Source organism: Kitasatospora sp. MAA4 (genome assembly GCF_029893355.1).
GTDB lineage: Bacteria > Actinomycetota > Actinomycetes > Streptomycetales > Streptomycetaceae > Kitasatospora.
In genome coordinates, this window is sequence record NZ_JARZAI010000006.1 from 74,662 (window position 1) to 100,115 (window position 25,454).

Consider the following 25,454-nt stretch of genomic DNA (forward strand, 5'->3'; position numbering starts at 1 on the left):
ACCAGCTAGATAGGAATGCAACCTACCTAGACCGACAACCTAGGTCGCATGGTCGAACCAACAGTGGCATCCAGGGGGAGCGGCGGCTCAGCGCCCGGTCGGCAGGTTGACCCCTCCCGTGCAGTCGATCACCGTGCCGGTCATGAAGGTGTTGCCGACCAGCATCCGGATCACCCCGGCGACATCCTCCGCGCGGCCGACCCGGCCGACCGGGGTGGCCGCGGCGAGGCCGTCGAAGATCTCGGCACGCTGCTCGGCCGGCACGGCGCTCCACCACGCGGTGTCGATGACGCCGGGCGAGACCGCGTTGACCCGCAGCGGGGCCAGCTCCACGGCGAGCGGCGGGACCATGGCCTGAAGTGCGCCGTTGATCGCCGCGAGACCGGCGGTCCCGGGGAAGGCCGCGCCGGCGGAGGCCGCCGTCACGAAGGTCACCGAGCCCTCCGGGCTCAGGTGCGGCAGCGCCGCCTGGAGGATCCGCAGGAACGGCCAGAACTTGCCGTCGAACCCGGCGGCGAGCTGGTCCAGTTCGAGCGTGGCGATCGGGCCCGAGCCGGCCGCGCCGCTCAGCGAGAGCACGAGGTGGTCGATCTTCCGGTCCGCATCGGCGAAGAAGGCGCGGACCTGCTCGGGATCTGCGCCGTCCAGCTGCCGCGCGGCACTCTTGCCGCCGATGCGCTCCCGCGCGGCGTCCAGCCTGCCCTGGTCCCGGCCCGCGATCAGCACCTCGGCACCGTCGGCGGCGAGCATGGCCGCCGCCGCCTCTCCGACGCCGGAGCTGCCTCCGACGACGACGGCGTACTGACCCTGGAGCGAATGTGACTGAGTCATCAAGAACCCCTCCCCATCGCCGAGCCCCGCTTGTCGAGACTCGACGTCTCGTCAATAATTGCCAAGACCTGACGTCTCGTCAAGCGAATACGAGAGGACACCATGAGCAGCGCACCCGAATCCGGCGCCCGCCGCCCGCACACCGGCCGCCGACGCAACGAGGAGGCCCGGCAGGCGATCCTGGACGCCGCCCTGCGCCTGACCGCCGCAGCAGCCGGTCCCTCAGCAGGCGGCGGGGACGGCGGCGCCGTGAGCATCGACGCCATCGCGCGCGAGGCCCGGGTCGGGAAGCAGACGATCTACCGCTGGTGGCCCTCCAAGAGCGCCGTCCTGCTCGACGCGCTGGCCTCCGTCGCCGAACAGCAGATCCCGCCCTCCCCCGCCCGGGGATCGCTGCACGCCGATCTCGCGGCCTTCCTGGCCGACACCTTCCGCGCCGCCCGCCGCGAACCGACGTGCTCCGTGCTGCACTCCCTGCTCCGCGAGGCGGCGCAGGATCCGCACGCCTCCGAGCTGCTGCGCCTGCACACCGCCGCCCGCCGCGCCGAGCTGCGCGCCCTGCTGGCCGGTCACACCTCGCCGCAGGCGCCCGGCGTCGACCTGGACCTGCTGGTGGACCAGGCGTACGGGTTCTTCTGGTACCGCTTCCTGCTGGGCCACGCCCCCCTGGACGACGCGGCGGCCGAGCAACTGGCCCGCTCGCTCGCCGCGGCGGCCACCGCGAACCTCAGCGCCTGCGAGCCAGCGTGACCCCGTCGCGGACGGCCAGCATCACCGAGTCGACCCGGTCGTCGGCCACGATGAGCTCGTTCAGGCTGCGCATCGCCACGTGGTCCTCGCCCTGGTAGGCCGGATCGAGGACGCGGCCGCCGAGGAAGACGTTGTCCAGCACGACCAGGCCGCCGGGGCGCAGCCGCTGGACGATCTCCTCGTAGTAGGCGCGGTAGCCCACCTTGTCGGCGTCGATGAAGGCGATGTCGATGGCGGGCTCGGCGGGCAGCGCGCGCAGCGTGTCGATGGCTGGGCCGACCTTCAGGTCGATCCGGTCGGCCACGCCGGCCCGCTCCCAGTACCGCCGGGCGATGGCGGCCCAGTCGTCGTTGACGTCGCAGGCGAGCAGGCGGCCACCCTCGGGCAGGGCGCGGGCGATGCAGAGCGAGGAGTAGCCGGTGAAGACGCCGACCTCGACGGCGTTCCGCGCGCCGACCAGCTGGACCAGCATGGCCAGGAAGGCGCCCTCGTCCTGCGAGATCTGCATGCCCGCGGCGCGTCCGGTGGCCTCGCGGGTCTCGGCGACCAGCTCCTGGAGCACCTCGTCGGCGGGGGTGCACTGGCCGAGCAGGTAGTCGCCGAGCAGTGGGTGGAGCAGGTCCAGATCCTCGCCCGCGGCGGGCTCGGTCCAGTCGACCGGGAGCTCCGCGCCACTGGCGATGTGCAGGTGGCGGGTGACCGCCCTCTGGACGCCGGCCAGCGCGTCGTGGTCGGCGGCGGCGGCGATCAGGTCCAGCTGGTGTCCGAACGGCGCGAGTACACAGGTCCCCTGACGGAAGGTGATGATGCCGCGGCCGTCGGCGGCGAGTTCGGTGACGGCCTCCTCGCACAGGTGCGAGACGAGCTGCACGACGAGCTGCCGGGTGGCATGGGCGGGGCCGGTCGTGGCGACCTGGGCCGTCGAGACGGGCATGGAACTCCTCGGGTGGGGCCCTTCCGGGTGCGGACAGGCGGGCCCCCGGAAGCGGCGAATTTCTTCAACACTTCGACGGGAGGGATTCTGCTGTCGTCGCAGGATGTTTGTCAAAGCATCGACGTTCGTAGACACTTAACGCATGGATGACGAGCAGACCGAGCAGGTAAAGGATTCCGAACCGCTGGTGCTGCAGACGCCGGCGCAGTTCAAGGCGCTCGGGCACCCGGTGCGCCATCGCATGGTCAACGTGCTGCGCCAGCGGCCGGCGACCCTGCGCCAGATGACCGGCGCGCTGGGGATGGCCAAGGGCACCATCGCGTACCACGTGCGCGTGCTCCGCGAGGCGGGCATCGTCCGGCTGGCGGAGACCCGGCAGGTGCGCGGCGGCACCGAGCAGTACTTCGCCCTGGTCAGCCGGGGCTTCAAGCTGGCCGAGGACGCCGACGTCGGATCGGAGTTCCTCGTCAAGGCGGCGCTCGACGAGATGCTGCCCGAGGCTCCCGGCCAAGCCGACCACACCCTGCTGCGCCACTTCTGGCTGACCCCCGACGAGGCGCACGCCCTGGCCGCACAACTGGCCCGGCAGAACGACGAATTGACGCCGCCCAACAACCCGCGTGGCGACGCGTACGGGCTGCTGGTCACCCTCTACCGGGCCGACATCCCGAGCCTGGCCCCGGACGACGAGGGCTGAGAGCCGATCGCCGGCCTACACCAGCGCCGCCAGTTCACCCCGGGAGGCCACCCCGAGCTTCGGGTAGGCCTTGTACAGGTGGTGCCCCACCGTCCGCGGGCTGAGGAAGAGCTGCGCCGCGATGTCCCGGTTGGACAGGCCCTTCGCGGCCAGCCGGACGATGTGCACCTCCTGCGGCGTCAGGGCGGCCAGCGGGCCGGCCGGGACGGCGGCGGGCGGCGCGGAGCCGGTGGCGCCCAGCTCGCTGCGGGCGCGGTCGGCCCAGGGCGTGGCGCCGAGGCGCTCGAAGGTCTCCAACGCGCTGCGCAGCGGGCCGCGGGCCTCGGCCCGGCGCCGTCCCCGGCGCAGCCACTCGCCGAACAGCAGGCTGGTGCGGGCGAGTTCGAAGGGGCGGTCGTCGCCGGCGTGCAGTTCCAGCGCCGCCAGGTAGCCGGACTCGGCGAGCTCGTCGGGCCCGAGCAGCGCCTGGCAGCGGGCCACCAGCGCCCGTGCCCACCCGGGAGCCGCCGACGCCCAGCGCCGGTAGCGCTCGAACGCCTCGGCCGCGCGCTCCGGTTCGCCGAGCCGGACGGCCGCCTCCACCAGGTCGGGCACCGCCCGGACGGCCGCGACGTGGTACTTGAACGGTCCGCCGGTGAGCGCGGCCAGCCGGTCGGCCGCCCCGGCCGCCCGGCCCTGCCCCAAGTCGTGGACCGCCAGGGCCCACTGGGCCCAGCCGGAGCCCGCCGCCGGCGCTCCCCAGGCCGAGGAGGCGTCGGCCAGCGCCTCGGCGACCCGGTCCGCCACCCGCTCGCCGTCCCCGCGCAGCGCCGCCACGTACGCGTCGAGCGCGCAGAGTTGGCTGAGCCACTGCGGCTGCCCGGTGTCCCGGGCCAGCGCCAGCCCCTCGGCGAGGCTGACCTCCGCGTCCCGGTGCCGGCCGTGGAAGAGCTCCGCTTCGGCGAGGAAGAAGAGCAGGGTGGGCAGCGGGCCCACCGCCCCGCTGAGGCGCGCCTCGGCTATCAGCTCGGTGGCCAGCTGGTAGGTCTCCGCGTCGCGGCCCGGGATCAGCGTCGCGCCGCAGATCGGCAGCAGTTCGCGCACCCCGTCCGCCCCGGACGCACCGGACGCACCGGACGCGCGAGCCCGTCGGACCGTCTCGGCGGCGGTCGGCAGCGGCGGGCCGGTGCGGCCGAGCACCGGCAGCGCGGTCGCCAGCAGGTGGCGGACCAGCGGCTCGGTCGGGTCGTCGGGCGGCAGCGGCAGGGCGGCCAGCCGGTCCAGCACCTGCTCGGTCTGGGCCGCCCCGAGGTACCAGGCGCTGTGGAAGGCCTGGAGCAGCAGCCGGGCGGCGTCCGGCGGGGTGATCTCGCTCTGCGCGGCGGCCAGCAGCAGCCGGTAGGCGTCCGGATAGGCACCCCGCCGGAAGTGCGCGGTGGCCCGGACCCAGTCCAGCACGGCCCGGGAGTACGGATCCGCGGCCCACTCCCCGGCGCGCACCGCCAGCGCCTGGGCCCGGTCCGACTCGGCGGCGTCCAGGGCTGCTTCGGCAGCCAGCAGCAGGCAGCGGGCCGCCGCCGCCCGGTCGGGGTTGAGGCGCGCGGCCCGCTCGTAGGCCGCGGACGCGCCGGCGTGCCCGCCGCGCGCGCCGGCCCGGGCCGCGACGCGCTCCAACGCCTCGGCCAGCTCGGCGTCCTGGCCGCTCACCGCGAGCGAGAGGTGCCAACTGCCGCGGTCCTCCTCCCCCGCCGCGCGCAGCAGCTCGCCCAGCGTGCGGTGGACCGCCGTCCGCCGGTCCGGCGCCGCCTGCTGCAGCAGGACGCTGCGCAGCAGCGAGGTCCGCAGCACGTACCGGCCGTGCGGCGAGAGGCTCAGCAGCCCGGACTCCTCGACGGCCGCGAAGTCCTCGGCGCCGACGCCGAGTTCGTGGGCCGCCGCGCGCACGATCGCCGGGTCGCCGCTCTCCTCGGCCGCCGCGACCAGCAGCAGCGTCCCGGCGCCGGCGGGCAGCCGGGTGACCTGGCCGTGCAGGGCCAGTTGCAGCCGTCCGGTCAGCGGCAGTCCGCCGTCCAGGAAGGCGGAGTCGGCGGCGGATCCGGGCACCGTGGCGAACTCGACCGGCAGTTCGGTGAGCGCCAGCGGATTGCCCTGCGCCTGCGCGAGCACCCGGAACCGCACCCGCTCGGCCGCCGGACCGTCATGGCGCGAGGTCAGCAGCGCTGCGGCGGAGGTCGGATCGAGCCCGGCCAGCCGCAGTTCGGGCAGTCCGGGCGCCGGGAACGCCCCCTCGCCGTCCCGCGCGGCGAAGAGCAGCACGACTCCCTCGCTGTCCAGTCGCCGAGCCGCCAGCAGCAGTGCCTCGGCGGACGCCCGGTCGAGCCACTGGGCGTCGTCGACCAGGCACACCAGCGGGCGGTCGGCGGCGAGTTCGGCGAGCAGCGCGAGGGTTGCGAGGCCGGTGAGCAGCCGGTCCGCGGGGCCGGCGCCGTCGGCCAGCCCGAAGGCGCCCTCCAGCGCGCGGCGCTGCGGACCGGGCAGCGCGGGCAGCCCGTCCAGCGCCGGCCCCAGCAGCAGATGCAGCCCTGCGTAGGGCAGATCGGCCTCCGACTCGACACCGGTCACCCGGATCAACCGGTGCTCCAGGCCCGCCCGTTCGGCGGCGTGGTCGAGCAGCGCGCTCTTGCCGATCCCCGGATCCCCGCGCAGCACCAGCACCGCACTGCGCCCCGCCCGCGCGCCCGCCAGCATGGCGTCGACGGCGGCCTGCTCCCGTGCCCTCCCGTACAGCATGGGCCGAGCCTACCCATGCGTGACTGATTCGGGCCGACCGCGTCCTGCGTACGGTCGTAACCAGTCGGAACACGGACGACAGCACCCCACCAGGAGAAGAACCATGACGAACCTTCAGCAGCTGGCCGACCAGTACCTCGCCCTGTGGAACGAGACCGACCCGGCGGCCCGGCGCAAGGCGATCGAGGACATCTGGGCCGAGGACGCCACCTACACCGACCCGCTGGCGCAGACGGTCGGCCGGGCGGAGTTCGACGCGGTGATCGGCGCCGTTCAGAGCCAGTTCCCCGGCCTGGTCTTCACTCTCGGGGCCGGCGGCGTGGACGCCCACCACGGCATCGCCCGCTTCACCTGGGACCTCGGCCCGGCCGGCGGGGAGGCGCTGGTGGTCGGGTTCGACGTCCTGGTGGCCACCGCGGACGGCCGGATCGGCGCGGTGCACGGCTTCCTCGACAAGGTGCCCGGCGCCTGAACACCCGTACGGGCCCGAGGCCGGAGAGGGGCAGGCGCAGGGGAGCTGCCCCTCCCGGGCCGAATCGGGTTGGATGGGTGGATGAGTAGCGAGAAGAACGACGTGCCCGCCTGGGAACAGCGGTTCCGGGCGGCGCGGCTCTCCCTTCCCGAGTGGGCCGACGACGCCCCGGACCGTTCGCTGTACGTCTCGAACGCCACCGGCACCTTCGAGGTGTACGCCTGGGACCGGGCCGCCGACACCCACCGACGGGTCACCGACCGTCCGCACGGCACCACCGACGCGGCGCTGTCCCCGGACGGCGCCTGGGTCTGGTGGTTCGACGACACCGACGGCGACGAGTTCGGCGTCTGGCGCCGACAGCCCTTCGCGGGCGGCCCGGACGAGGTGGCCGTGCCCGGCCTCGCCCCGTCCTACGACGCGGGCCTGGCGCTGGGCCGGGACGGCACCGTGGTGGTCGGCCGGTCCACCGACGCGGACGGCACCACCCTGCACCTGCTGCGCCCGGGCGCGGCGGAGCCGGTGGAGATCTACCGGCACGCCGAGTACGGCGGCATCGGCGACCTCTCCCACGACGCCGACCTGCTGGCCATCGACCACACCGAGCACGGCGACGCGATGCACAGCGCGATCCGCGTGGTGCGCACCGCCGACGGGTCCACGGTCGGCGAGCTGGACGACGTGACCGGCCGCGCCGAGCCGCGCGGCCTGGCCTGCCTGGGCTTCGCCCCCGTCCCCGGCGACAGCCGCCTGCTGGTGGCCCACCAGCGCCGCGGCCGCTGGGAGCCGATGCTCTGGGACCCGCGGACCGGCGCGGAGACCGAACTGCCGCTGCGCACCGCGGAGGGCGCCACGCTGCCTGGAGACGTCTCCGCGCAGTGGCACCCGGACGCCAAGGCCCTGCTGGTCGAGCACGAGTTCGAGGCCCGCAGCGAGCTGTTCCGCTACGACCTGGCCGACGGCCTGCTGACCCGGCTGGACACCCCGCGCGGCACGGTCTCGGGCGCGACGGCCCGGCCGGACGGGACGGTGGAGTTCCTCTGGTCCTCGGCCGCCGAGCCCTCCGCCGTCCGCTCCACCGCGGGCACCGTGGTGCTGCGCGCGCCGGGCTCGGTGCCGCCCGGTTCGGTGCCGGTCGAGGACGTCTGGGTCGACGGCCCGGGCGGACGGGTGCACGCCCTGGTGCAGCGCCCGGCGGGCGAGGGCCCGTTCCCGACCGTCTTCGAGGTGCACGGCGGTCCGACCCACCACGACAGCGACTCCTTCGCGGCCGGCCCGGCCGCCTGGCTGGACCACGGCTTCGCGGTGGTCCGGGTCAACTACCGCGGCTCGACCGGCTACGGCCAGGCCTGGACGGACGCGCTGCGCGAGCGGGTCGGCCTGATCGAGCTGGAGGACATCGGCGCGGTGCGCGCCTGGGCGGTGGCCTCGGGCCTGGCCGACCCGGCGCGGCTGATCCTCTCCGGCGGCTCCTGGGGCGGCTACCTCACGCTGCTGGGCCTGGGCGTGCAGCCCGACGACTGGTCGCTCGGCCTGGCCGTCGTCCCGGTGGCGGACTACCTCACCGCCTACGAGGACGAGATGGAGGCGCTCAAGTCCCTGGACCGGACGCTCTTCGGCGGGACCCCGCAGGAGGTCCCCGAACGCTGGCGGACCTCCTCGCCGCTGACCTACGTCGAGCGGGTGAAGGTGCCGGTCTACATCAGCGCCGGGCTGAACGACCCGCGCTGCCCGATCCAGCAGATCGAGAACTACGTCACGCGGCTGGAGCAGCTGGGCAGCCCGCACGAGGTCTACCGGTACGACGCCGGGCACGGCTCGCTGGTGGTGGAGGAGCGGATCAAGCAGCAGCGGCTGGAGATCGACTTCGTCCGCCGGCACCTGGCCACTAGCTAGGCCTGCTCAGGTCTCCAGGACCGGGTCGAGCCCCAGCGCCCGGTCCTGGGCGGCCTCCGCCTCGCGGCGCAGCAGCCGGAACCACATGAAGCCGACGAAACCGGCGAAGACGAACCACTCCAGCGTGTAGCCGAGGTTCTGGAACGCCCGGGCGGTCAGCCCGTCGCCGCCCTCCGGCTGGGTGGTCGGTACCGGCGTCAGGCCCGCCTGCCCGCCGTCCTCGGCCACCCAGCCGTCGTACGCGCCGTACGGCAGCAGGTTGACCAGGGTGGCCGGGTCGATGGTGCCCAGCTGACCGGCCGGCAGCCCGCCGGCCACCGCGCCGGCGCTGTCGCTGGTCTCGGGCGCCTGGAGGCGGCCGGTGACGGTGACCTGGCCGGCGGGGGGCGCGGGAGGCGTTCCAGGGGCGCCCGCCACCCAGCCGCGCACCACGGCGACGGCCCGGCCGCCCGCGGTCCGCAGCGGCGTGAGCACGTAGTAGCCCTGCTTGCCGTCCACCGTGCGGTTGGGGACCAGCAGCTGATGGGCAACGTCGAAGCTGCCCGAGGCGGTCACCTCGCGGCCCACCGAACCGGCCTGCACCAGCGGCGCCGCGGCGGTGAGCACGGAGTCCAGCGGGCTCGCGGCGCCGGGCGCGGCGGCGGGCGCGGTGGACTTGGCGTGGTGCGTGACGACCCGGTCCTCGAACCGGCCCAGCTGCCACGAGCCCAGCCACAGGCAGACCGCGATGGCGGCCACCGCGAGGACGGTGTTGCCCAGCCAGCGCGGAGTCAGGAGGAACCGGTACACACCCCCACGGTAACCATCGATTCCTCCCGCTCCCGCACAGGGTCCCCGTCCGCGTGCGTGTCAGGACACCGGCTGCGGCAGCGAGCGGTAGACCGTGCCGCCGCCGCACACCCCGTCGAGCTGTGCGGCCGCCGCCTGCGGCCCGCCGCCGATCGGCCGGTCGCCGACGGTGAGCGTCCCCGAGGCGCCCGCCGGGCCCGACGGCTGCGCCGCGCTCGCGGACGGGCTCGTCCCCGGGCTGGACCGGGCCGCCGCGGAACCGCTGGTCGGGGCGGGGGGCCCGTCACCCGGCGAGGTGTCGGTGCTCCCCGGTCCGCCGGGATCCGCCGCCGGAGCGGCCCCGGCCTGGCCGCTCGGCGCGTCGGCCCGGTCGCCCGCCGCGCCCGCCGCGCCCGGGCTGCCGGTCGCCCCCGGCGCGCCCGTCCCCGGTGAGCCGCCGGAGCTGCCCGCGCCGCCGCCCGGAGTGGCGCTGGGGCTCGGATCGGCGCTCGGCACCGCCGAGGAGCTGCCGCCGCCGACCGGGCACAGCGTGTTCGGCACCCAGGCGAAGGAGAGCTGATAGCTCCCCGCCACCGCCAGCAGCAGCCGGCTCGGCAGGGTCGCCGGGTCCGGCAGCGCGGCCGCCGGATCCCCCGGCGTGTGGAGGACCACGGTGACCGGGCCCGCCGCGCCGCCGACCGTCAGCGTTCCCGGGTCGGTGAGCAGGCAGGCCCGCCCCGAGACGTTGGAGACGGTGAAGAAGCCGTAGCGCCGACCCGCGGCGTCCGGCGTGCCGACCAGCGCGCTGCCGTGCCCGAGATCGGTGCTGCCGCAGTCGGGCGCGGCGGCGCCCGTCCCGGCCGGACCGCCGGCGGCACCCGTCAGGTCCGTGATGCCCGCGCTCGGGGAGACCGAGGAGGCGGCGGTGGCGTCGTCCTCGTCCGGCAGGCCGGTCCGCGGCAGGCCGGGGAGCGGGTGCCAGCGCTTCGACGCGGGCCCGGGGCTGCCGCTCTCCTCGGTGGGCCGGGCGGTGCCGGAGCCGGCCGCCGAGCCGTCCGACAGCTGCAGGGCGCCCAGGCTCTGCAGGGTCGGCACCGCGACGGCCAGGACGGCGGCGGCCAGCGCCGCGCTGGTCCAGGCCTGCCGGCGGCGGACCCGCCGGACCGGCACGGCGCGCCGGATCCGCGGCAGCGCGTCCGGCGCCGGCTGCAGGCCGTCCACCGCGCGGTGCAGCAGTGCGCGGAGCGCCTGCTCCTCGGCGCTGACCTGCGCCTCGAAGCCCACCCGTTCCTCCGCGCCCCCGGGCGAACCCGCGCGCCCCCGCGAACCGTGCTGATCCTCAGTCATGACTGCTCTCCATCAGCACCCGCAGGGCCGCCAGGCCGCGCGAGCCGTACGCCTTCACCGCCCCCACCGAGACCCCCAGCAACTCGGCCACCTGAGCCTCCGTCATGTCGGCGTAGTAGCGCATCACCAGGACCTCGCGCTGACGCCGCTGCAGCTTGCGCAGCGCGGCCTTCAGCTGATCGCGTTCGAGAGCATCGTAGGCGCCCTCTTCTGCACTGGCCATGTCAGGCATCGGCTTGGGCAGCAGGCGCAGGCCGAGGATGCGCCGACGCAGCGTGCTGCGCGAGAGGTTGACCACGGTCTGGCGCAGGTAGGCGAGGGTCTTCTCGGGCTCGCGGACCCGCCGGCGGGCGGCGTGCACCCGGATGAACGCCTCCTGCACGACGTCCTCGCAGGAGGCCTGATCGTCCAGCAGCAGGGCGGCCAGCCGCAGCAGCGAGCGGTAGTGGGCCTGGTAGGTCTCGGTGAGCAGGTCGACACTGGCTCCCGCCGTGTCGGTGGCAGCCATGGTCATCCCGGGCTCAGCCACCTGCCGCACAGCTGCCGGGCGTACGGGTTTCGCCCTCCCCGCACCCACCATCACCAGGTCTGTCACGGCCGTTGGACACTCGATCCCCCCTCAGGGTTGCCCCGTCTGGCGGACATTCTTCCGCACAGAGCGGAGCCCCCTCCACCGGAAGGGGGCTCCTGGGCAAAAAACCGGAAGTTGACGAAGCATCGGCCGGGCGGCTCAGCCGCTCGGTACGGACCGACCGGCCTCAGCCGGTGAGCTCCTGCGCGACCAGTTCGGCGATCTGCGCGGTGTTGAGAGCCGCACCCTTGCGCAGGTTGTCGCCGCAGAGGAAGAGGTCCAGCGCGTTCGGGTCGTCGATCGAGCGGCGCACCCGGCCGACCCAGGTGGGGTCGGTGCCGACCACGTCGTTCGGCGTCGGGAACTCGCCGGCCGCCGGGTCGTCGTACAGCACCACGCCGGGCGCCCGGGCCAGGATCTCCTGGGCGCGCAGCTGGGAGACCTCGCGCTCGAAGACCGCGTGCACGGCCAGCGAGTGGGTGGTGACCACCGGGATCCGCACGCAGGTCGCGGAGACCCTGAGGTTCGGCAGGCCGAGGATCTTGCGGCTCTCGTTGCGGACCTTGAGCTCCTCGGAGGACCAGCCGCCCTCCTGGAGCGAGCCCGCCCACGGCACCGCGTTCAGCACCAGCGGCGCCGGGAACGGCCCGGTGTCGCCGATCACCGCGCGCAGGTCGCCGGTCTGCTCGCCGACGGTCGTGCCGGCCACCTTGGCGGTCTGCTCGCGCAGCGCGTCGATGCCGGACTGCCCGGCGCCGGAGGCCGCCTGGTAGGAGGCGACCACCAGCTCCTTGAGGCCGAGCTCGGAGTGCAGCGCACCCAGCGCGACGATCATCGACAGGGTGGTGCAGTTCGGGTTGGCGATGATGCCGCGCGGACGCAGCCGGGCCGCGGCCGCGTTCACCTCGGGCACCACCAGCGGCACCTCGTCGTCCATCCGGAACGCCCCGGAGTTGTCGACGACGACGGCGCCCTTGGCCGCCGCGATCGGCGCCCACTGCGCCGAGACCTCGTCCGGGACGTCGAACATCGCGACGTCGATGCCGTCGAAGGCCTCCTCGCTCAGCGCCACGACCTCGGTCGCCCGACCTCGCACGGTCAGCCGGCGGCCGGCCGAGCGGGCGGAGGCGATCAGCCGGATCTCGCCCCAGACGTCCTGCCGGGAGGAGAGGATTCCGAGCATCACCGTGCCGACCGCGCCGGTGGCACCGACCACGGCGAGGTTGGGCTTGCGGCTCATCGCCCGGTACCGCCGTAGACGACTGCCTCGTCGCTGTCGCTGTCCAGGCCGAACGCGGAGTGCACCGCGCGGACCGCCTCGGGGACGTCGTCGCCCCGGGTCACCACGGAGATCCGGATCTCCGAGGTGGAGATCAGCTCGATGTTGACGCCGGCCTCCGAGAGCGCCTCGAAGAAGGTCGCGGTGACCCCCGGGTTGGAACGCATGCCGGCGCCGACCAGCGAGATCTTGCCGATCGCGTCGTCGTAGCGCAGCGACTCGTAGCCGATGCCCTCCTTGACCCGGCCGAGCGCGTCGATGGCCTTCTGGCCCTCGGTCTTCGGCAGGGTGAAGGAGATGTCGGTCAGACCGGTGGAGGCGGCGGAGACGTTCTGCACCACCATGTCGATGTTGACCTCGGCGTCCGCGATGGCGCGGAAGATCCGGGCGGCCTCGCCCGGCTTGTCCGGCACGCCGACGACCGTGACCTTGGCCTCGGACGTGTCGTGGGCGACCCCGGAGATGATGGCCTGCTCCATCTCGCCCCCTTCGGGCTGGTTCGGATTGGTGTTGCTGACGATGGTCCCCGGCAGACCGGAGAACGACGATCGTACGTGGATCGGGATCGTGTAGCGCCGCGCGTACTCGACACAGCGGTCCAGCAGCACCTTGGAACCCGACGAGGCCAGCTCCAGCATGTCCTCGTAGCCGATCCAGTCGATCTTGCGAGCCTTCTTCACCACCCGCGGGTCGGCGGTGAAGACGCCGTCCACATCGGTGTAGATCTCGCAGACCTCCGCCTTGAGCGCGGCGGCCAGCGCGACCGCGGTCGTGTCGGAGCCGCCACGGCCCAGGGTAGTGATGTCCTTGCTCACCTGGGAGACGCCCTGGAAGCCGGCCACGATCGCGATGTTGCCCTCGTCCAGGGCGTTGCGGATCCGGCCGGGCGTCACGTCGATGATGCGCGCCTTGTTGTGGACCGAGTCGGTGATGACTCCGGCCTGGCTCCCGGTGAACGACTGGGCCTCGTGTCCCAGGGATCTGATCGCCATGGCCAGCAGGGCCATCGAGATCCGCTCACCGGCGGTCAGCAGCATGTCGAACTCGCGGCCGGCGGGAAGGGGGGAAACCTGCTCGGCGAGTTCGATCAGCTCGTCCGTCGTGTCGCCCATCGCGGACACCACGACGACGACCTCATGGCCGGCCTTCTTGGTGTCCACGATGCGACGGGCCACGCGCTTGATGCCCTCGGCATCCGCAACGGATGAGCCGCCGTACTTCTGCACGACAAGGCCCACGTGCGCTCCTCGACTAAGTCAGCTTCGGGGGTAGGTGCCCGGCGCGGGTGGCGCCGTCCGGTCCCCCGGACCCCCTCTGGGAGGGGGTACTTTCGGTCGCGGGCCAGTCTACCGAGCGGGCGGCGGAGTTCAGCCGCATTCCATATCGTGAGACTGACGTTTTACCTGGTGGACGCTCCGGTTGCGGCGCGACGGGCGACTCTGCGGGGGATGCGGGGCGGGTTCGAAAGAATTCTCGGGGGCAGGGGGGTTCCGCTCCGGATTTGCCGGTCGAAGATTTTTTGAGATTTTCGTGCTCCCGGCGACCACGAGCGCCCCGGCGGCGGGCCGCACCACGTGCGCCGGCAGGACCCGGCCCAGCCGCAGCAGCAGCGCACCGCCCGCCAGCGCCGCCGCCGCGACCACCAGCCAGGGCAGCCGGCCGTCCACCGCGAGCAGCAGGGTGAAGAGCGAGGGCGCGGCGGTCTTCGCCAGCGACCAGGAGAGCTGGTACGTCGCCAGGTACCGGCCGCGCAGCTCCGCCGGCGCGGCGGCGGTGGCCAGCGAGGAGGCCGACGGGTTGTGCACCAGCTCCCCGAGCGTGGCGACCACCACGGCCGCCAGCAGCCCCGCCATCAGCAGCGGCAGCGCGTGCGGCCGGACGGTGCCCAGCACCGCCTGCCCCAGCGCGGCCAGCGCGAAGAACCCCGCGCCGACCGCCGCGGCCGCCGTACGGCTGCCGAGCCGCCTGGCGGCCCGCGCCACCGGGACCCCGGCGAGCGCGCACAGCACGGTGTTCAGCACGAAGGCCGCGCCGGTCAGCGCCTGCGGGGCGCCCAGCCGGCTGACCGCGAAGATCGGCAGCAGCACCGAGAGGGACGAGTAGCCGAGGGCGATCAGGAAGTTGGCCGAGGTCAGTCCGAGGTACTGCCGATCGGCGAGCACCGCGCGGTAGCCGACCCGCCGCACCGGCTCCCCGCCGGCGCGGACGACGACGTGCCGGCGCTGCGCCGGTATCCGGCGCACCAGCAGGCCCGCCGCGAAGAAGCTCCCGGCGTTGAGCCAGGCCGCCACGGTGAAACCGCGGTCGCCCAGCACCCCGATGATCAGCGAGGCGAGCAGCGTGCCCGCGCCCAGACCGGCGTTGGACAGGCTGCGGGCGATCGCCTGCAACCGCTCGACGTCCGACCCCTTGGCCAGCTCCCCGATCCGGGCCTGCTGGACGACCGGGAAGCCGCGGTCGCCGATCGCGGTCAGCAGCGCGACGGCGGCGAAGGCCGGCAGCTTGCCGGCGAACGGGTAGGCGGCGAAGCCCAGCCCGCGCAGCGCGTACAGCGACAGCTGGAGGCGGCGGGCGCCGAACCGGTCCACCGCCACGCCGACCAGCGGCAGCGCCGCCATCGCCGCCAGCCCGGTGACCGTGAGCACCGCGCCGATCAGCGGCAGCGGCAGGCCGGTGACGTGCCGGAAGAACACCAGGCTGAACGGGACGTACATGCCCGAGCCCACGGCGTCGACCGCCATCCCCGCCAGCAGGGCGCGCTCGCCCGGGACGCGCTGCCGCTGTTCACTGGTCATGCTTGCCCCCATGTCGCTAAGTTGGAAGTAACTTAGCACTAAGCGACTTAGGGTCAAGCTAGCTTGTGGCAGACTTGTCCCATGGACCCCCGCGAAGCCGCCACCCCCGCTGCCAGCCCTCTGCCACCCGACGAGGTGGACACGATCATCGGCCAGTGGCAGCGGGCCAGGCCGGACCTGGAGACCGAGGCGATGGCGGTGTTCGGGCGGATCTACCGGCTGGCCCGCACGATGGGCGACCGCAGCGAGCAGATCTACCAGCGGTTCGGCATCGGCCGCGGCGAGTTCGACGTGCTCGCCGCCCTGCGCCGGGCCCCCGCGCCGCACGTGCTCTCCCCGCGCGACCTCTCGATCACCCTGATGCTCACCACCGGCGGCATGACCGGGCGACTGGACAAGCTGGAGCGCGCCGGACTCCTGCTGCGCTCCCCCGACCCCGTGGACCGGCGCGGGCTGCGGGTCTCGCTCACCGAGCAGGGCCTGGCCCTGGTGGACCAAGCCGTCAGCGCGGGGCTGGCCGAGCAGCAGAAGGCGCTGGCCGCACTCAGCGGCGAGCAGGCCGAGCAGCTGAACGGCCTGCTGCGCGCCCTGCTCGCGGCGGTCTGACGCCTGGAGCCCGGTCTCAGGTGCCGAGCTCGGCGGCCATCAGGTCGCCGGCCTGCTGCTCCAGCTGCTCGTCGGTCAACCCGTCGTCGTCGGTGTCCGCACCGTCCGGCACCGCGCCGATCGGGCTGTCCAGCCGCACGTGCGCGATCAGCGACTGGAGCGCCCGCAGCACCGAGGTGCAGGACGAGCCCCAGGTGGAGAGGTAGGAGAACTGCCACCACCAGAGCGCCTCGCTGACCCGGCCCTCGTCGTAGTGCGTCAGGCCGTGCCGCAGGTCGCTCACCACGCCCGCCAGGTCGTCGGAGATCCGGAAGGCGCTGGGCTTCTCCGGAGCGCCGTACGGGTCGAAGACCTCGTGGTAGACGTCGATCGGCGCGAGCAGCTCGGCGAGCCGCTCGCGCAGCTCCACGCCGTCCGGCTCGGGCCCGGTGTCCGGCTCGAAGCGGTCCTCCGGGAGGACGTCCTCGACGGCGCCGAGCCGCCCGCCGGCCAGCAGCAGCTGGGAGACCTCCAGCAGGAGCAGCGACACGGCGCTGCCCGGCTCGTCGCCCTTGGCGATCTCGGTCACGGCCAGCACGAAGCTCTTGACCGAGTCCGCGATCTGCACGGCGAAGTCGTCCGGTCCCTGCGCCGGCACGGCCTGGATGTGCACATCCGGGTGCACGCTCTTGTCAGACATCGAGCAGTCGTCTCCCTTCGAAGGCCCGGCCGAGGGTGACCTCGTCGGCGTACTCCAAGTCCCCGCCGACGGGCAGTCCGCTCGCCAGTCGGGTCACCTTCAGCCCCATCGGCTTGCAGAGCCGGGCCAGGTAGGTCGCGGTCGCCTCCCCCTCCAGGTTGGGGTCTGTGGCGAGGATCAGCTCGCTGACCGTCCCGTCGGCCAGCCGCGCCAGCAGTTCCCTGATCCGCAGGTCGTCCGGACCGACGCCCTCGATCGGGCTGATCGCGCCGCCGAGCACGTGGTAGCGGCCGCGGAACTCACGGGTCCGCTCGATCGCCACGACGTCCTTGGACTCCTCGACCACGCAGATGACGGTCAGGTCGCGCCTCGGGTCCAGGCAGACCCGGCAGCGCTCGGACTCCGCGACATTGCCGCAGACCGCGCAGAACCGCACCTTGTCCTTGACCTCCAGCAACGTGTGCGCCAGGCGCCGGACGTCGACCGGGTCGGCCGCCAGGATGTGGAAGGCGATCCGCTGCGCGCTCTTGGGCCCGACGCCGGGCAGCCTGCCCAACTCGTCGATCAGGTCCTGAACTACGCCCTCGTACACCGCTCTGCCTTCCCACTGCTCTTGTTCGCCTTGTGCGCCGGTGCCATCATCCAACGATTCGGGCGTCGGACACACCGTCCGACGCCCGAATGATCTGAGATGTTCAGAAGGGCAGACCCGGAATGCCGCCGCCCATACCGCCGAGGCCCTGGGTCAGCGGGCCCATCCGCTCGGCCTGGAGCTTCTGGGCCGCCGCGTTGGCGTCCCGGACCGCCGCCAGGACCAGGTCCGCGAGCGTCTCGGTGTCCTCCGGGTCGACCGCGGCCGGTGCGATGGTCAGCGCCAGCAGCTCGCCGCTGCCGCTCACCGTGGCCTCGACCAGGCCGCCGCCCGCCGAACCGCTCACCCGCGCCTCGGCAAGCTCCTGCTGCGCGCGGCCGAGGTCTTCCTGCATCTTCTGCGCCTGCTTGAGCAGCTGCTGCATGTTGGGCTGGCCACCACCAGGGAACACGGTTCACTCCTGCCTGAGAACTCCATGCGGCGCCGCATCGCGTGGCACGCCGCCCTCCGTCGGATCGAGCCTACGTCCTGGGCGCCGCGTCCCCCGCTCCCCCTCTTCCGCTCCGATCAGCTGCCGTGCTGGATCTCCTCCAGAACGGTCGCGCCGAGCTCCCGGATGATCAGTTCCTGACCGGAGACGGTGCTCACCGGCCGGCCCGGGGCGACCGCGTCCGGACCGTCGTCCTCCTCCGGCCCGAAGTCCTCCGGCGACGCGGACGGCGCCGGCTGCTGGACGGCCGCGGCGGGCCGCGCGGGCGGCTGGGGCGCCTGCTGCGCCGCCGGCGCGACCGCACTCGGCGCCTGGACCGGCGGCGCGGACGGGGCGAACTGCGCAACCGGTGCCGCCGGCGGAGCGGCCGCGGGCGCCGGCTGCCGCGACACCGGCGAGGCACCGCCGCCACCGCCACTGCCACCCCAGCCGCCCGCGCCGCCGCTGCCCGCGGTGGGTGCGGGAGCCTGGCTGCCGCCGCCGGACGGGTCGACGATGCACTCGATCCGCCAGTCCACGTTGAGCGCGTCGGCGACGGCCTGCTTGAGCACGTCGTCGCTGTTGCTGCCGACGAAGCTGTCGCGGGCACCGGCGTTGATGAAGGAGACCTGGAGCGTGCTGCCGTCGAAGCCCGCGACCTGGCCGTTCTGGCTGAGCAGGATCCAGGTGAAACGCCGGCGGTTCTTCACCGCCTCCAGGATCTGCGGCCACATCTGCCGCACCTGCGCCGCGCCCTGCTGCGCCCCCGCGGACGGCTGCTGCACCGGCTGCGGTACCTGCGGGGCAGCCTGAACGGGCTGCTGAACCGGCGGCGCAACAGGCGGCGCTACAGGAGCGGCCGCCGCCTCCTGCCCGGGCGGCGGGAAGCTGCGCGGGATCGGCCACGCACCGGGCGCGGGCCCCGCCGCCGCCGGTGGCGCGGCAGGCGCGGCCACCGGAGCGGGCACGGGTTGCGGCTGCGGCTGCGGCTGCTCCACTACCGGCGCCTGGAACACCGGCGCCGCCATCACCGCCCCTCCCCCACCTGCCCCTGTCCCCGGTCCCGCTACCGCTCCCCGCTCCAACTTCTCCATCCGCGCCATCAGCGACAGCTCGTCGCTGTACGCGCCAGGCAGCATCACCCGGGCGCAGATCAGCTCCAGCTGGAGCCGCGGCGCGGCATTGCCCCGCATCTCGGTCAATCCGGTGTTGACGATGTCGGCGGCCCGGCTCAGCTCGGCCGCCCCGAACCGGTCCGCCTGCGCCTGCATCACGGCCACCCGGTCCGGCGGAGCGTCGATCAGCCCCTTCTCCCCGGCGTCCGGCACGGTGCCCAGGATCACCAGGTCGCGCAGCCGCTCCAGCAGGTCCGTCACGAACCGCCTCGGGTCGTGCCCGCCCTCGACCACCCGGTCGACGATCTGGAACACGGTCGCCCCGTCGTGCGCGGCGAACGCGTCCACCACCTCGTCCAGCAGCGCCGAGTCCGTGTACCCGAGCAGCGCGGTGGCCATCTGATAGGTCACCCCGCCCTCGCCCGCACCGGCCAGCAGCTGGTCCATCACCGACATCGAGTCACGCACCGAACCCGCCCCGGAGCGCACCACCAGGGGGAACACCGAGTCCTCGACCTGGATCTGCTCCCGCCCGCAGACCTCGGCCAGGTAGTCCCGCAGCGTGCCCGGCGGCACCAGCCGGAACGGATAGTGGTGCGTCCGGGACCGGATCGTCCCGATCACCTTCTCCGGCTCCGTGGTCGCGAAGATGAACTTGAGATGCTCCGGCGGCTCCTCCACCACCTTCAGCAGCGCGTTGAAGCCGGCCGAGGTGACCATGTGCGCCTCGTCCAGAATGAAGATCTTGTACCGGCTGTGCACCGGCGCGAAGAACGCCCGCTCGCGCAGGTCACGCGCATCGTCCACACCACCGTGCGAGGCCGCGTCGATCTCGATCACGTCGATCGACCCGGGCCCGCCGGTCGCCAGGTCGGTGCAGGACTGGCACTCCCCGCACGGCGTCGGCGTCGGCCCCTGCGCACAGTTGAGACAGCGCGCCAGGATGCGCGCACTCGTCGTCTTGCCGCAGCCGCGCGGGCCGCTGAACAGGTAGGCGTGGTTGACCCTGTTGTTGCGCAGGGCCTGCTGGAGCGGAGCGGTCACGTGCTCCTGCCCGATGACCTCGGCGAAAGTCTCGGGGCGATAGCGGCGGTACAGGGCTAGGGACACGCCACCGACGATATCGGGACCGCCCGACAAACGCGTCGTCCGTCGCTCCCCCACCCCCGCCCGGGAACGCAAAGACCCCCCGTGCACCCGCCAGAGCCCTCTTACCCTTGCTGCCTTCCGGCCCTGGGGGGGTTCAGAGAGATAACGCCACACGAGGGGCTGGCACCAGAGTAGCGGATCCCAGCCCCCAATCCCTACCCCCACCCCCATCGACGATCCGCAGGCAGCCACCCGCGACCACCTGCGGATAGGTGGTCGCGAGCACCCCCGAACATGTACTAAGCTCTCCCACGGAGGATTCGCCTAGTGGCCTAGGGCGCACGCTTGGAAAGCGTGTTGGGGGCAACCCCTCACGAGTTCGAATCTCGTATCCTCCGCCTCTGCCAGCCATGGCAGCTCGAAGGCCCCGACCGGGAAACCGGCCGGGGCTTTCGGCGTTCCCCAGCTGCGCCCTGGTGTGGCAGCTCACTGGCACGGAGAGCTGTCCACGGGAAACTGCCGCCCAGGACACCGCCTCGAAGAGTCATGCTGTTGACCACCCCCAGGAACCGACAGCGACGGGCTCGGGGAACAAGGCGATTCCGGTTGCTGCCATGACCTGCGCGGCCAGTCGGGAGAGCGTTGCAGCGAAGGCTTCCTCCTGTTGCTGGCCGATCGCGCGCACGGCCTCGGGCCAGTCGGCGGGGTCGGAGACGGTCAGGACGTGCCCGACGGGGCCGCCGAGCCGCAGGGTGGTCAGGGATGCGAGCGTGGTGCTGCCGGTCACGGCTGGTTCCCTCCTAGGGTTCGTCGGTGAGCGTCTTGAGCGCGAGAGCCCGCAGCGGGGCGAGGCGGGTGCGGTTGTCCTGGTGGTGGTAGACGGCGTTGGTGCAGATGGCCAGGTAGCGGCCGGTCGGCGGGTGGAGGTAGAGGCTGGTACCGGTGAAGCCGTGGTGGTAGGCCACTCGTCCTTCGTCGGCCAGGATCCAGGCCAGCCCTCGGTCCAGGCCGGGCTCGATCGCGGCCTGCGGGACCATGCTCTCGGTCAGCCAGCGACCCATAGGCGAGCCGTCGGCGTTCCCGTGAAGGAGGGCGGTCGCGTAGGCGGCGAGGTCGGCCGGGGTCGAGAAGACCCCGGCGTGTCCGGCGACGCCGCCGAGCAGGGCGGCGTTGTCGTCGTGCGGCAGGCCCCACAGTCGCGGGGCGCCGGGGAGGCGCTGTTCGGTCGGCGCGACGTGGGCGGCGCGGGCCACCGGGCCGTAGGTGGTGCCGGTCATGCCCAGGCCCTGCCACAGATCGGCGGAGAGTTCGTCCAGGCCCCGACCAGTGATCTGAGCGAGGAGGAGCCCAGCGAGGATGAAGCCGCGATTGATGTAGCGATGCCCGGCGCCGGGCACCGCGATTAGTTCCTCTTGGCAGATGAGTTCGGCCAGGTTGGTGCTGGTGCCCCGGTACTGGTCGAGACGGGTGTCGGCCCGTAGGCCGGTGGTGTGGGAGAGGATCTGGCGCGCCGTCACTTGCCCGCCCGGCGCCTCGGCCGGCAGCCGGTGCAGGAGGCTGCGGACCGGGGCGTCCAGGTCGAGCCCGGTGGTGCCGATCAGCGGCCAGGTGGCCAGCACCTTGGTCAACGAGGCGACGTCGTACACCGTGTCCGGGCCCGGCCGGGCCTCGCCGCACTCGGGAGCAACGACGCCGCTGGCCAGGTAGCCGGGCTCACTGTCGTACGTGCCGTGGGCGATGACGCCGCCGGGCACCATGCCGTCAGTGGTCAGCAGGTCCAGAGCCTCCTGCAGCCCGGCGAGGGCTGTCTTGGTCCACGCAGTGGTGGCGGTCACGGCATCTCCTGATCAATCGTCAGCTTGGCACCCAGGGCGGCCAACTTGGGCAGCAGGCTGCCGTATCCGCGCCGAAGGTGGTACATGCCTCGGATCGTAGAGGTGCCCTCGGCCGCCAGGGCTGCGATCACGAGCGCGGTCACCGCACGAATGTCCTCGCCCGCCACGTCAGCGGCGGCGAGGGGGAACGGGCCCCGGACGGTGATCACCGCGCCGTCGGTGTTGACGGCGGCGCCGAACGCCCGCAGCGGACCGACGTGGGTGGCCCGCTCGGTGTAGATCCGCTCCTCGATCCGGGAGGTGCCGCGGGCCTGGGTGAGAAAGGCGGTCAGCTGGGGTTGCACGTCGGTCGGGAAGCCCGGGTGGGGGCCGGTGGCCATCTGCACCGGTCTGGGACCCGCCGGGCACCGCGCCAGGGTACCGCCGTTCACCGCGACGAGTTCGATCCCGGCGTCGGCGAAGACCACCAGGAGCCCGTCCGGGAACTCGCTGGGTTGGAAGTTGTCCAGGTGCACGGTGCCGCCGGTGATCGCGGCCGCGAGCGCGAGGGTAGCGGCCTCCAGCCGGTCGGGCGGCACGCGGAAGGTGCCGCCGGTGATGCAGTCGGCACCGGTGACGTGTAGCGCGGACGTGCTTTCCCAGGTGATGCCGACGCCCCCGGCCGCAAGCATGGCGGCGGTGACCAGCACCTCGGGCTCGACGCTGGGGTTGAGGATGGTGGAGGTTCCACGAACCCGGGCGGCCAGCAGCATGCCGGTGACTGTTGCCCCGAGGCTCGGACCCCAGTGCCGAGTGGCCGCATCCGTGGTGAACGGCGCCTGGTCCCAGCTGGCGATTCGGGCCTTCACGTGGTCCCCGCTGACCTCCAGGGTCGCGCCGGCGGCTTCCATAGCCGCGAGGTGGCGGTCGATGTAGCGGCGGCAGAACGCATCCCCTCCCGGAGTCGGGAAGGTGACCTGCCCGGCGCGGGCGAGCAGGGCTGCGGCCATCACGGCGGTGGTGCGGATGCGTCGGCCGAGCGCGTCTGGGATGACGGGGTACCAGGCGGCGGCCGGGGTGGTCTCGAACCGGTCGCCGATGACCTTGGTCGGGGTGCCGGTGTGGTTGAGGATCTCCACACAGACCAGGGTGTCGAGGATCTCGGGGGCGCCGGTGAGCGTCAGCGGCTCGTCGGCCAGGAGGGCTGCGGCGTACAGGTGCAGGGCGATGTTCTTGCTGCCCTGCACCGTGGTGGTGCCGTTGAGCGGGACGCCACCGGTGATGCGCACGGCCCGGTCGTCGGCGGTCGACAGGCGGCTCTGGTTCACGGGTTACCTTCCCTGGCTTCCGGCGGGGAAGAAGCCGCCGACTTGGGTCTTGGGGTAGAGCACGGTGTGGGCGCCGATCAGGGTGGCGGGCTGGAGCACGGTGCCGGCCGGGATGATCACACCGTCGCCGATAACGGCGCCGAACTTGGTCTGGCCGGTGGCGATGCGGTGACCGTCGAGGTGGGCGTTGACCTCCTCGGTAGCCGGTTCGGTGACCGGGCCGCTGGTACACCGCAGACCGGTGGTGGAGACGAACGCACCGATGTTGACCCCGAGTCCGAGGACGGAGTCACCCACGAAGCTGGTGTGCTTCATGAAGGCGCCGCCGAGCAGGAGGCTACGGGTGACCTCGGCGCCGAACCCGATCCGGCAGTCGGGGCCGATGACGGTGTTGTCCCGCACGCGGGCGCCGGCCTCGATCACCGCGCCAGGGCAGACGAGGACGGGGCCGGTGACGAAGGCGCCTTCGGCGATGACGGCGCCGGCTGCAACGACCACGTGGCCGCGGACCGTGGCGCCCGGTTCGATGGTGCCCGCCGACTCCGGCAGGGTGATGTTCAGGCGTCCGGCCAGCAGGTCGGCCACTGCCTTCTTGAGGCCGAAGACGGTCGGGCAGCAGCTCAGCAGCGCGAGGACGAGCGGGTCGGTGACCTGCTCGGTGTCGAAGTAGTACTCGGGGGTGGTGCGGTAGTCGATGTGTGCCAACTCGGCGCTCATCGTGGGCGATTCGGGGAGGCCATACATGGCTGATTCTCCTCTCGGGCGAGCGAGTGAAGACGTGCCGGACCTAGACGATGGGCAGGTCCGGCGTGGTGGCGGCCTGGGCCGCCAAAGGGTGGGCCTCGGTCTGGTGAACGGCGAAGCCCAGCAGGCAGGCCGTGGCAACGTTCAGTGCGGCCCAGGAAGCGGTCAGGAAGGTGACTCGGTCGCGGTCTGGTGCGGCATGGAGCGGACCGGCGGCGGGCAGGGCGGAGGAGCTGTGCGTCGGCATGAGAGGGCCTTCGGCAGCGGGGACAAGCGGCTACCCCTAGTGAAAGGCCCGGGTGAAGATCAGATCCGTAACGCGACTACGGGCCCGTAAGCCCGTTACGGGTCAGCTGAGTTGGGCGCCCGCTCGGACGGCGAACTCCCGTACGCCGGGCAGGGAACGGTCGTGTCGGAGCAGGCCGGCGGCGAGGCCGCGGACGGCCCCGCGGTGGATCTCCTGCGGGGCGGCCTGCTCAGCGGCCAGCAGCGCGCGGAACGTCTGCTCCGGCTTGCCCCACTGGTCAAAGGCCCGGGCGACGTCGATGAAGAACCGGGCCTGCCGCTCGGCCGTCGGCAGTGCCGCCGGGTTGATGGTGCGGGCCAACTCGATCGCCTGGCCGGAGTCGCCCAGTTCGTAGTGCACCGAAAGGTGATGGAGGGCGACGCCCTGGATCCCGTCAAGCTGCCCGGAAGTCCGACCAGCGGCGCGGGCGGTGTCGGCAGCCTCGTTGATCAGCACATGAGCGTAACTGCGGTCGCCCATCTTCGCGGCGGTGTAGGCAGCGGTCGCGTACAGGTCGCCCTGGGCGGCCAGTCGGGCCGCCTCCGGGACGGTGTCGTCCCGCTGCAGGTCATGGGCGGCTCGCACCACGATGTCAGTCGCCCGGCTCAGGTGGCCCTGGCGTCGCCAAGCGCTGGAGACCATCCGTTGGGCCTCGGCGGTGATCAGCCCATCGCCGCCGGCACGGGCGGCGGTCAGCGCACGATCGGAGGTAACGGCGACCAGACCGTCCTCCCCGACCTTGATGCACAGCCGGACCGCGACGTTGTAGAGCGCGGCCACCGAGCGGGCCGCCTCCTCGGGGCTGCCGACACTCTGCGCGGCTGCGATCCACCCGGGCAGGGCCTCCGCGAGAGCGTCATAGCAGGCCGCCCGGAACTCCTGACGTGCCGTCACGATCGACGCGCGAACTGTCTCCACGCTCGGCTCGCGCTGACCGGGGATGGCCACCGTGCCGTACAGCACAAGGTCTTCCAGTGGAGCCAGGGGCGCCGGGCTCGCCTGGGCCGACTGAGTACCAACTACCGGGCCGAAGACGGCGGCAGCAGCGGCGGCCAGGAGTTCACGGCGTCGCACCTCGTCATCCTCCTCAGCCGGACTGGCCGTCAGCCTAGCGGAGCTGACCTTGCGTCGAGGCGAACTGGACACGACCGCCGCGGGTTGCGGATGCGCGAGCAGCTCTTCGAGCGTCGTGCCGAGCACCCGAGCGAGCAGGGATAACATCTCGACCTTCCGAACCGGGATCACATCGCGCTCGACCCCGGACACCCAGTCCTCGGTGCGGTCGACCTCGGCAGCCAGATCCCGCTGGTACCAGCCCTTGCGCCCCCGCAGCTTGGCGATGAACTCGCCGAACGTGATGTCCCCCGCCACGGCCTCCGCCCCCGCCAGTAGTAACCAGTCCGCTGCAGGAAGCAACCGTACCGAGTGGCGTGACTCAGGTGTAGAGGGTCCCCAATGCCTTCCCCGTCGATCTCGCCCCCGCAGTGTGGGGCACCGAGACATCCATGACCGCCGAAGCAGCACCCCTGCGGACTGTTCCGGCGCTCTTGAGCTCCCGGTGGATGGCAAGGTAGGCAAAAGCCTCGCGCTCTCCGATGACTGCGATCCGGTCGCGGTACTCAT

At 73.0% G+C, this 25,454-nt stretch carries 24 protein-coding genes, 1 tRNA gene and 1 other RNA gene; 6 read left to right on the plus strand and 20 right to left on the minus strand.

Translation table 11 applies throughout. The annotated features are described in order from the left end of the window. Positions 1 to 87: 87 nt before the first annotated feature. Positions 88 to 831 (minus strand): SDR family oxidoreductase, encoded by a 744-nt coding sequence (locus tag P3T37_RS10400; RefSeq protein WP_280723219.1) that lies wholly within the window; start codon positions 829 to 831, stop codon positions 88 to 90. 102 nt (positions 832 to 933) lie between these two features. On the opposite strand from P3T37_RS10400, the gene P3T37_RS10405 reads away from it, so the two are divergent. After that, positions 934 to 1,581 carry a TetR/AcrR family transcriptional regulator gene (locus P3T37_RS10405; protein WP_280723220.1) on the plus strand — a complete coding sequence of 216 codons (648 nt, stop codon included), beginning with the start codon at positions 934 to 936 and terminating at the stop codon, positions 1,579 to 1,581. Here the strand turns inward: P3T37_RS10405 and P3T37_RS10410 are convergent. Beyond that, the gene (locus tag P3T37_RS10410; RefSeq protein WP_280723221.1) at positions 1,559 to 2,515 is read right to left on the minus strand and encodes a DUF2218 domain-containing protein; all 957 of its coding nucleotides are present in this window, start codon (positions 2,513 to 2,515) and stop codon (positions 1,559 to 1,561) included. The genes P3T37_RS10405 and P3T37_RS10410 overlap by 23 nt on opposite strands. Before the next feature lie 142 nt (positions 2,516 to 2,657). On the opposite strand from P3T37_RS10410, the gene P3T37_RS10415 reads away from it, so the two are divergent. Beyond that, on the plus strand, positions 2,658 to 3,212 hold the full coding sequence (locus P3T37_RS10415) for a winged helix-turn-helix domain-containing protein (protein WP_280723222.1): 555 nt from the start codon (positions 2,658 to 2,660) through the stop codon (positions 3,210 to 3,212). Between the two features lie 15 nt (positions 3,213 to 3,227). Here P3T37_RS10415 and P3T37_RS10420 read toward each other — a convergent pair whose 3' ends face one another. Beyond that, a complete protein-coding gene (locus tag P3T37_RS10420; protein ID WP_280723223.1) occupies positions 3,228 to 5,981 on the minus strand; it encodes a LuxR family transcriptional regulator in 2,754 nt (917 codons plus the stop codon). 103 nt (positions 5,982 to 6,084) lie between these two features. On the opposite strand from P3T37_RS10420, the gene P3T37_RS10425 reads away from it, so the two are divergent. Then, complete coding sequence (locus tag P3T37_RS10425) at positions 6,085 to 6,453, plus strand: nuclear transport factor 2 family protein (protein WP_280723224.1); 369 nt, start codon at positions 6,085 to 6,087, stop codon at positions 6,451 to 6,453. A gap of 81 nt (positions 6,454 to 6,534) precedes the next feature. Continuing rightward, positions 6,535 to 8,349, plus strand: coding sequence for a prolyl oligopeptidase family serine peptidase (locus P3T37_RS10430; protein ID WP_280723225.1), 1,815 nt, complete (start codon positions 6,535 to 6,537; stop codon positions 8,347 to 8,349). A 6-nt stretch (positions 8,350 to 8,355) separates the two neighbouring features. On the opposite strand, the gene P3T37_RS10435 is transcribed toward P3T37_RS10430, so the two are convergent. From P3T37_RS10435 to P3T37_RS10460, 6 genes are all read right to left on the minus strand, one after another. Beyond that, entirely contained in the window at positions 8,356 to 9,138 is a 783-nt protein-coding gene (locus P3T37_RS10435) for an SURF1 family protein (protein WP_280723226.1), read from the minus strand. A gap of 60 nt (positions 9,139 to 9,198) precedes the next feature. Then, a complete protein-coding gene (locus tag P3T37_RS10440; RefSeq protein ID WP_280723227.1) occupies positions 9,199 to 10,464 on the minus strand; it encodes a hypothetical protein in 1,266 nt (421 codons plus the stop codon). After that, the gene (locus tag P3T37_RS10445; protein WP_280723228.1) at positions 10,457 to 10,978 is read right to left on the minus strand and encodes a SigE family RNA polymerase sigma factor; all 522 of its coding nucleotides are present in this window, start codon (positions 10,976 to 10,978) and stop codon (positions 10,457 to 10,459) included. The genes P3T37_RS10440 and P3T37_RS10445 overlap by 8 nt, the downstream gene beginning before the upstream one ends. A 244-nt stretch (positions 10,979 to 11,222) precedes the next feature. Then, positions 11,223 to 12,275 carry an aspartate-semialdehyde dehydrogenase gene (locus P3T37_RS10450; RefSeq protein ID WP_280723229.1) on the minus strand — a complete coding sequence of 351 codons (1,053 nt, stop codon included), beginning with the start codon at positions 12,273 to 12,275 and terminating at the stop codon, positions 11,223 to 11,225. Then, positions 12,272 to 13,552, minus strand: coding sequence for an aspartate kinase (locus tag P3T37_RS10455; protein WP_280723230.1), 1,281 nt, complete (start codon positions 13,550 to 13,552; stop codon positions 12,272 to 12,274). The genes P3T37_RS10450 and P3T37_RS10455 overlap by 4 nt, the downstream gene beginning before the upstream one ends. Before the next feature lie 129 nt (positions 13,553 to 13,681). Beyond that, positions 13,682 to 15,109 carry an MFS transporter gene (locus tag P3T37_RS10460; protein WP_280723231.1) on the minus strand — a complete coding sequence of 476 codons (1,428 nt, stop codon included), beginning with the start codon at positions 15,107 to 15,109 and terminating at the stop codon, positions 13,682 to 13,684. An 81-nt stretch (positions 15,110 to 15,190) separates the two neighbouring features. On the opposite strand from P3T37_RS10460, the gene P3T37_RS10465 reads away from it, so the two are divergent. Continuing rightward, complete coding sequence (locus P3T37_RS10465; RefSeq protein ID WP_280723232.1) at positions 15,191 to 15,715, plus strand: MarR family transcriptional regulator; 525 nt, start codon at positions 15,191 to 15,193, stop codon at positions 15,713 to 15,715. Positions 15,716 to 15,731: 16 nt separating this feature from the next. Here P3T37_RS10465 and P3T37_RS10470 read toward each other — a convergent pair whose 3' ends face one another. From P3T37_RS10470 to ffs, 5 genes are all read right to left on the minus strand, one after another. Further along, positions 15,732 to 16,394: a DUF5063 domain-containing protein gene (locus P3T37_RS10470; RefSeq protein WP_280723233.1), complete on the minus strand. Its 663-nt coding sequence runs from the start codon at positions 16,392 to 16,394 to the stop codon at positions 15,732 to 15,734. After that, positions 16,387 to 16,986, minus strand: a complete 600-nt coding sequence (gene recR, locus P3T37_RS10475) for a recombination mediator RecR (protein ID WP_280723234.1) — start codon at positions 16,984 to 16,986, stop codon at positions 16,387 to 16,389. Before recR ends, P3T37_RS10470 begins: the two co-directional genes overlap by 8 nt. A gap of 103 nt (positions 16,987 to 17,089) precedes the next feature. Then, complete coding sequence (locus P3T37_RS10480; protein WP_280723235.1) at positions 17,090 to 17,437, minus strand: YbaB/EbfC family nucleoid-associated protein; 348 nt, start codon at positions 17,435 to 17,437, stop codon at positions 17,090 to 17,092. Positions 17,438 to 17,553: 116 nt separating this feature from the next. Continuing rightward, positions 17,554 to 19,680, minus strand: coding sequence for a DNA polymerase III subunit gamma and tau (locus P3T37_RS10485; protein ID WP_280723236.1), 2,127 nt, complete (start codon positions 19,678 to 19,680; stop codon positions 17,554 to 17,556). Between the two features lie 70 nt (positions 19,681 to 19,750). Then, positions 19,751 to 19,841, minus strand: an RNA gene (gene ffs / locus P3T37_RS10490) — signal recognition particle sRNA small type. Between the two features lie 131 nt (positions 19,842 to 19,972). Between ffs and P3T37_RS10495 the strand changes: the two genes are divergently transcribed. Next, positions 19,973 to 20,057: transfer RNA gene (locus P3T37_RS10495), tRNA-Ser, on the plus strand. A gap of 146 nt (positions 20,058 to 20,203) precedes the next feature. On the opposite strand, the gene P3T37_RS10500 is transcribed toward P3T37_RS10495, so the two are convergent. From P3T37_RS10500 to P3T37_RS10525, 6 genes are all read right to left on the minus strand, one after another. Then, a complete protein-coding gene (locus tag P3T37_RS10500) occupies positions 20,204 to 20,446 on the minus strand; it encodes a hypothetical protein (RefSeq protein WP_280723237.1) in 243 nt (80 codons plus the stop codon). A 13-nt stretch (positions 20,447 to 20,459) separates the two neighbouring features. Continuing rightward, on the minus strand, positions 20,460 to 21,494 hold the full coding sequence (locus P3T37_RS10505; RefSeq protein ID WP_280723238.1) for a serine hydrolase domain-containing protein: 1,035 nt from the start codon (positions 21,492 to 21,494) through the stop codon (positions 20,460 to 20,462). Continuing rightward, positions 21,491 to 22,801 (minus strand): UDP-N-acetylglucosamine 1-carboxyvinyltransferase, encoded by a 1,311-nt coding sequence (locus P3T37_RS10510; protein ID WP_280723239.1) that lies wholly within the window; start codon positions 22,799 to 22,801, stop codon positions 21,491 to 21,493. Before P3T37_RS10510 ends, P3T37_RS10505 begins: the two co-directional genes overlap by 4 nt. A 3-nt stretch (positions 22,802 to 22,804) precedes the next feature. Continuing rightward, a complete protein-coding gene (locus tag P3T37_RS10515) occupies positions 22,805 to 23,545 on the minus strand; it encodes a hypothetical protein (RefSeq protein ID WP_280723240.1) in 741 nt (246 codons plus the stop codon). A gap of 43 nt (positions 23,546 to 23,588) precedes the next feature. Next, a complete protein-coding gene (locus tag P3T37_RS10520) occupies positions 23,589 to 23,792 on the minus strand; it encodes a hypothetical protein (RefSeq protein WP_280723241.1) in 204 nt (67 codons plus the stop codon). A 102-nt stretch (positions 23,793 to 23,894) separates the two neighbouring features. Beyond that, the gene (locus P3T37_RS10525; protein WP_280723242.1) at positions 23,895 to 25,202 is read right to left on the minus strand and encodes a helix-turn-helix transcriptional regulator; all 1,308 of its coding nucleotides are present in this window, start codon (positions 25,200 to 25,202) and stop codon (positions 23,895 to 23,897) included. Between the last annotated feature and the right edge of the window lie 252 nt (positions 25,203 to 25,454).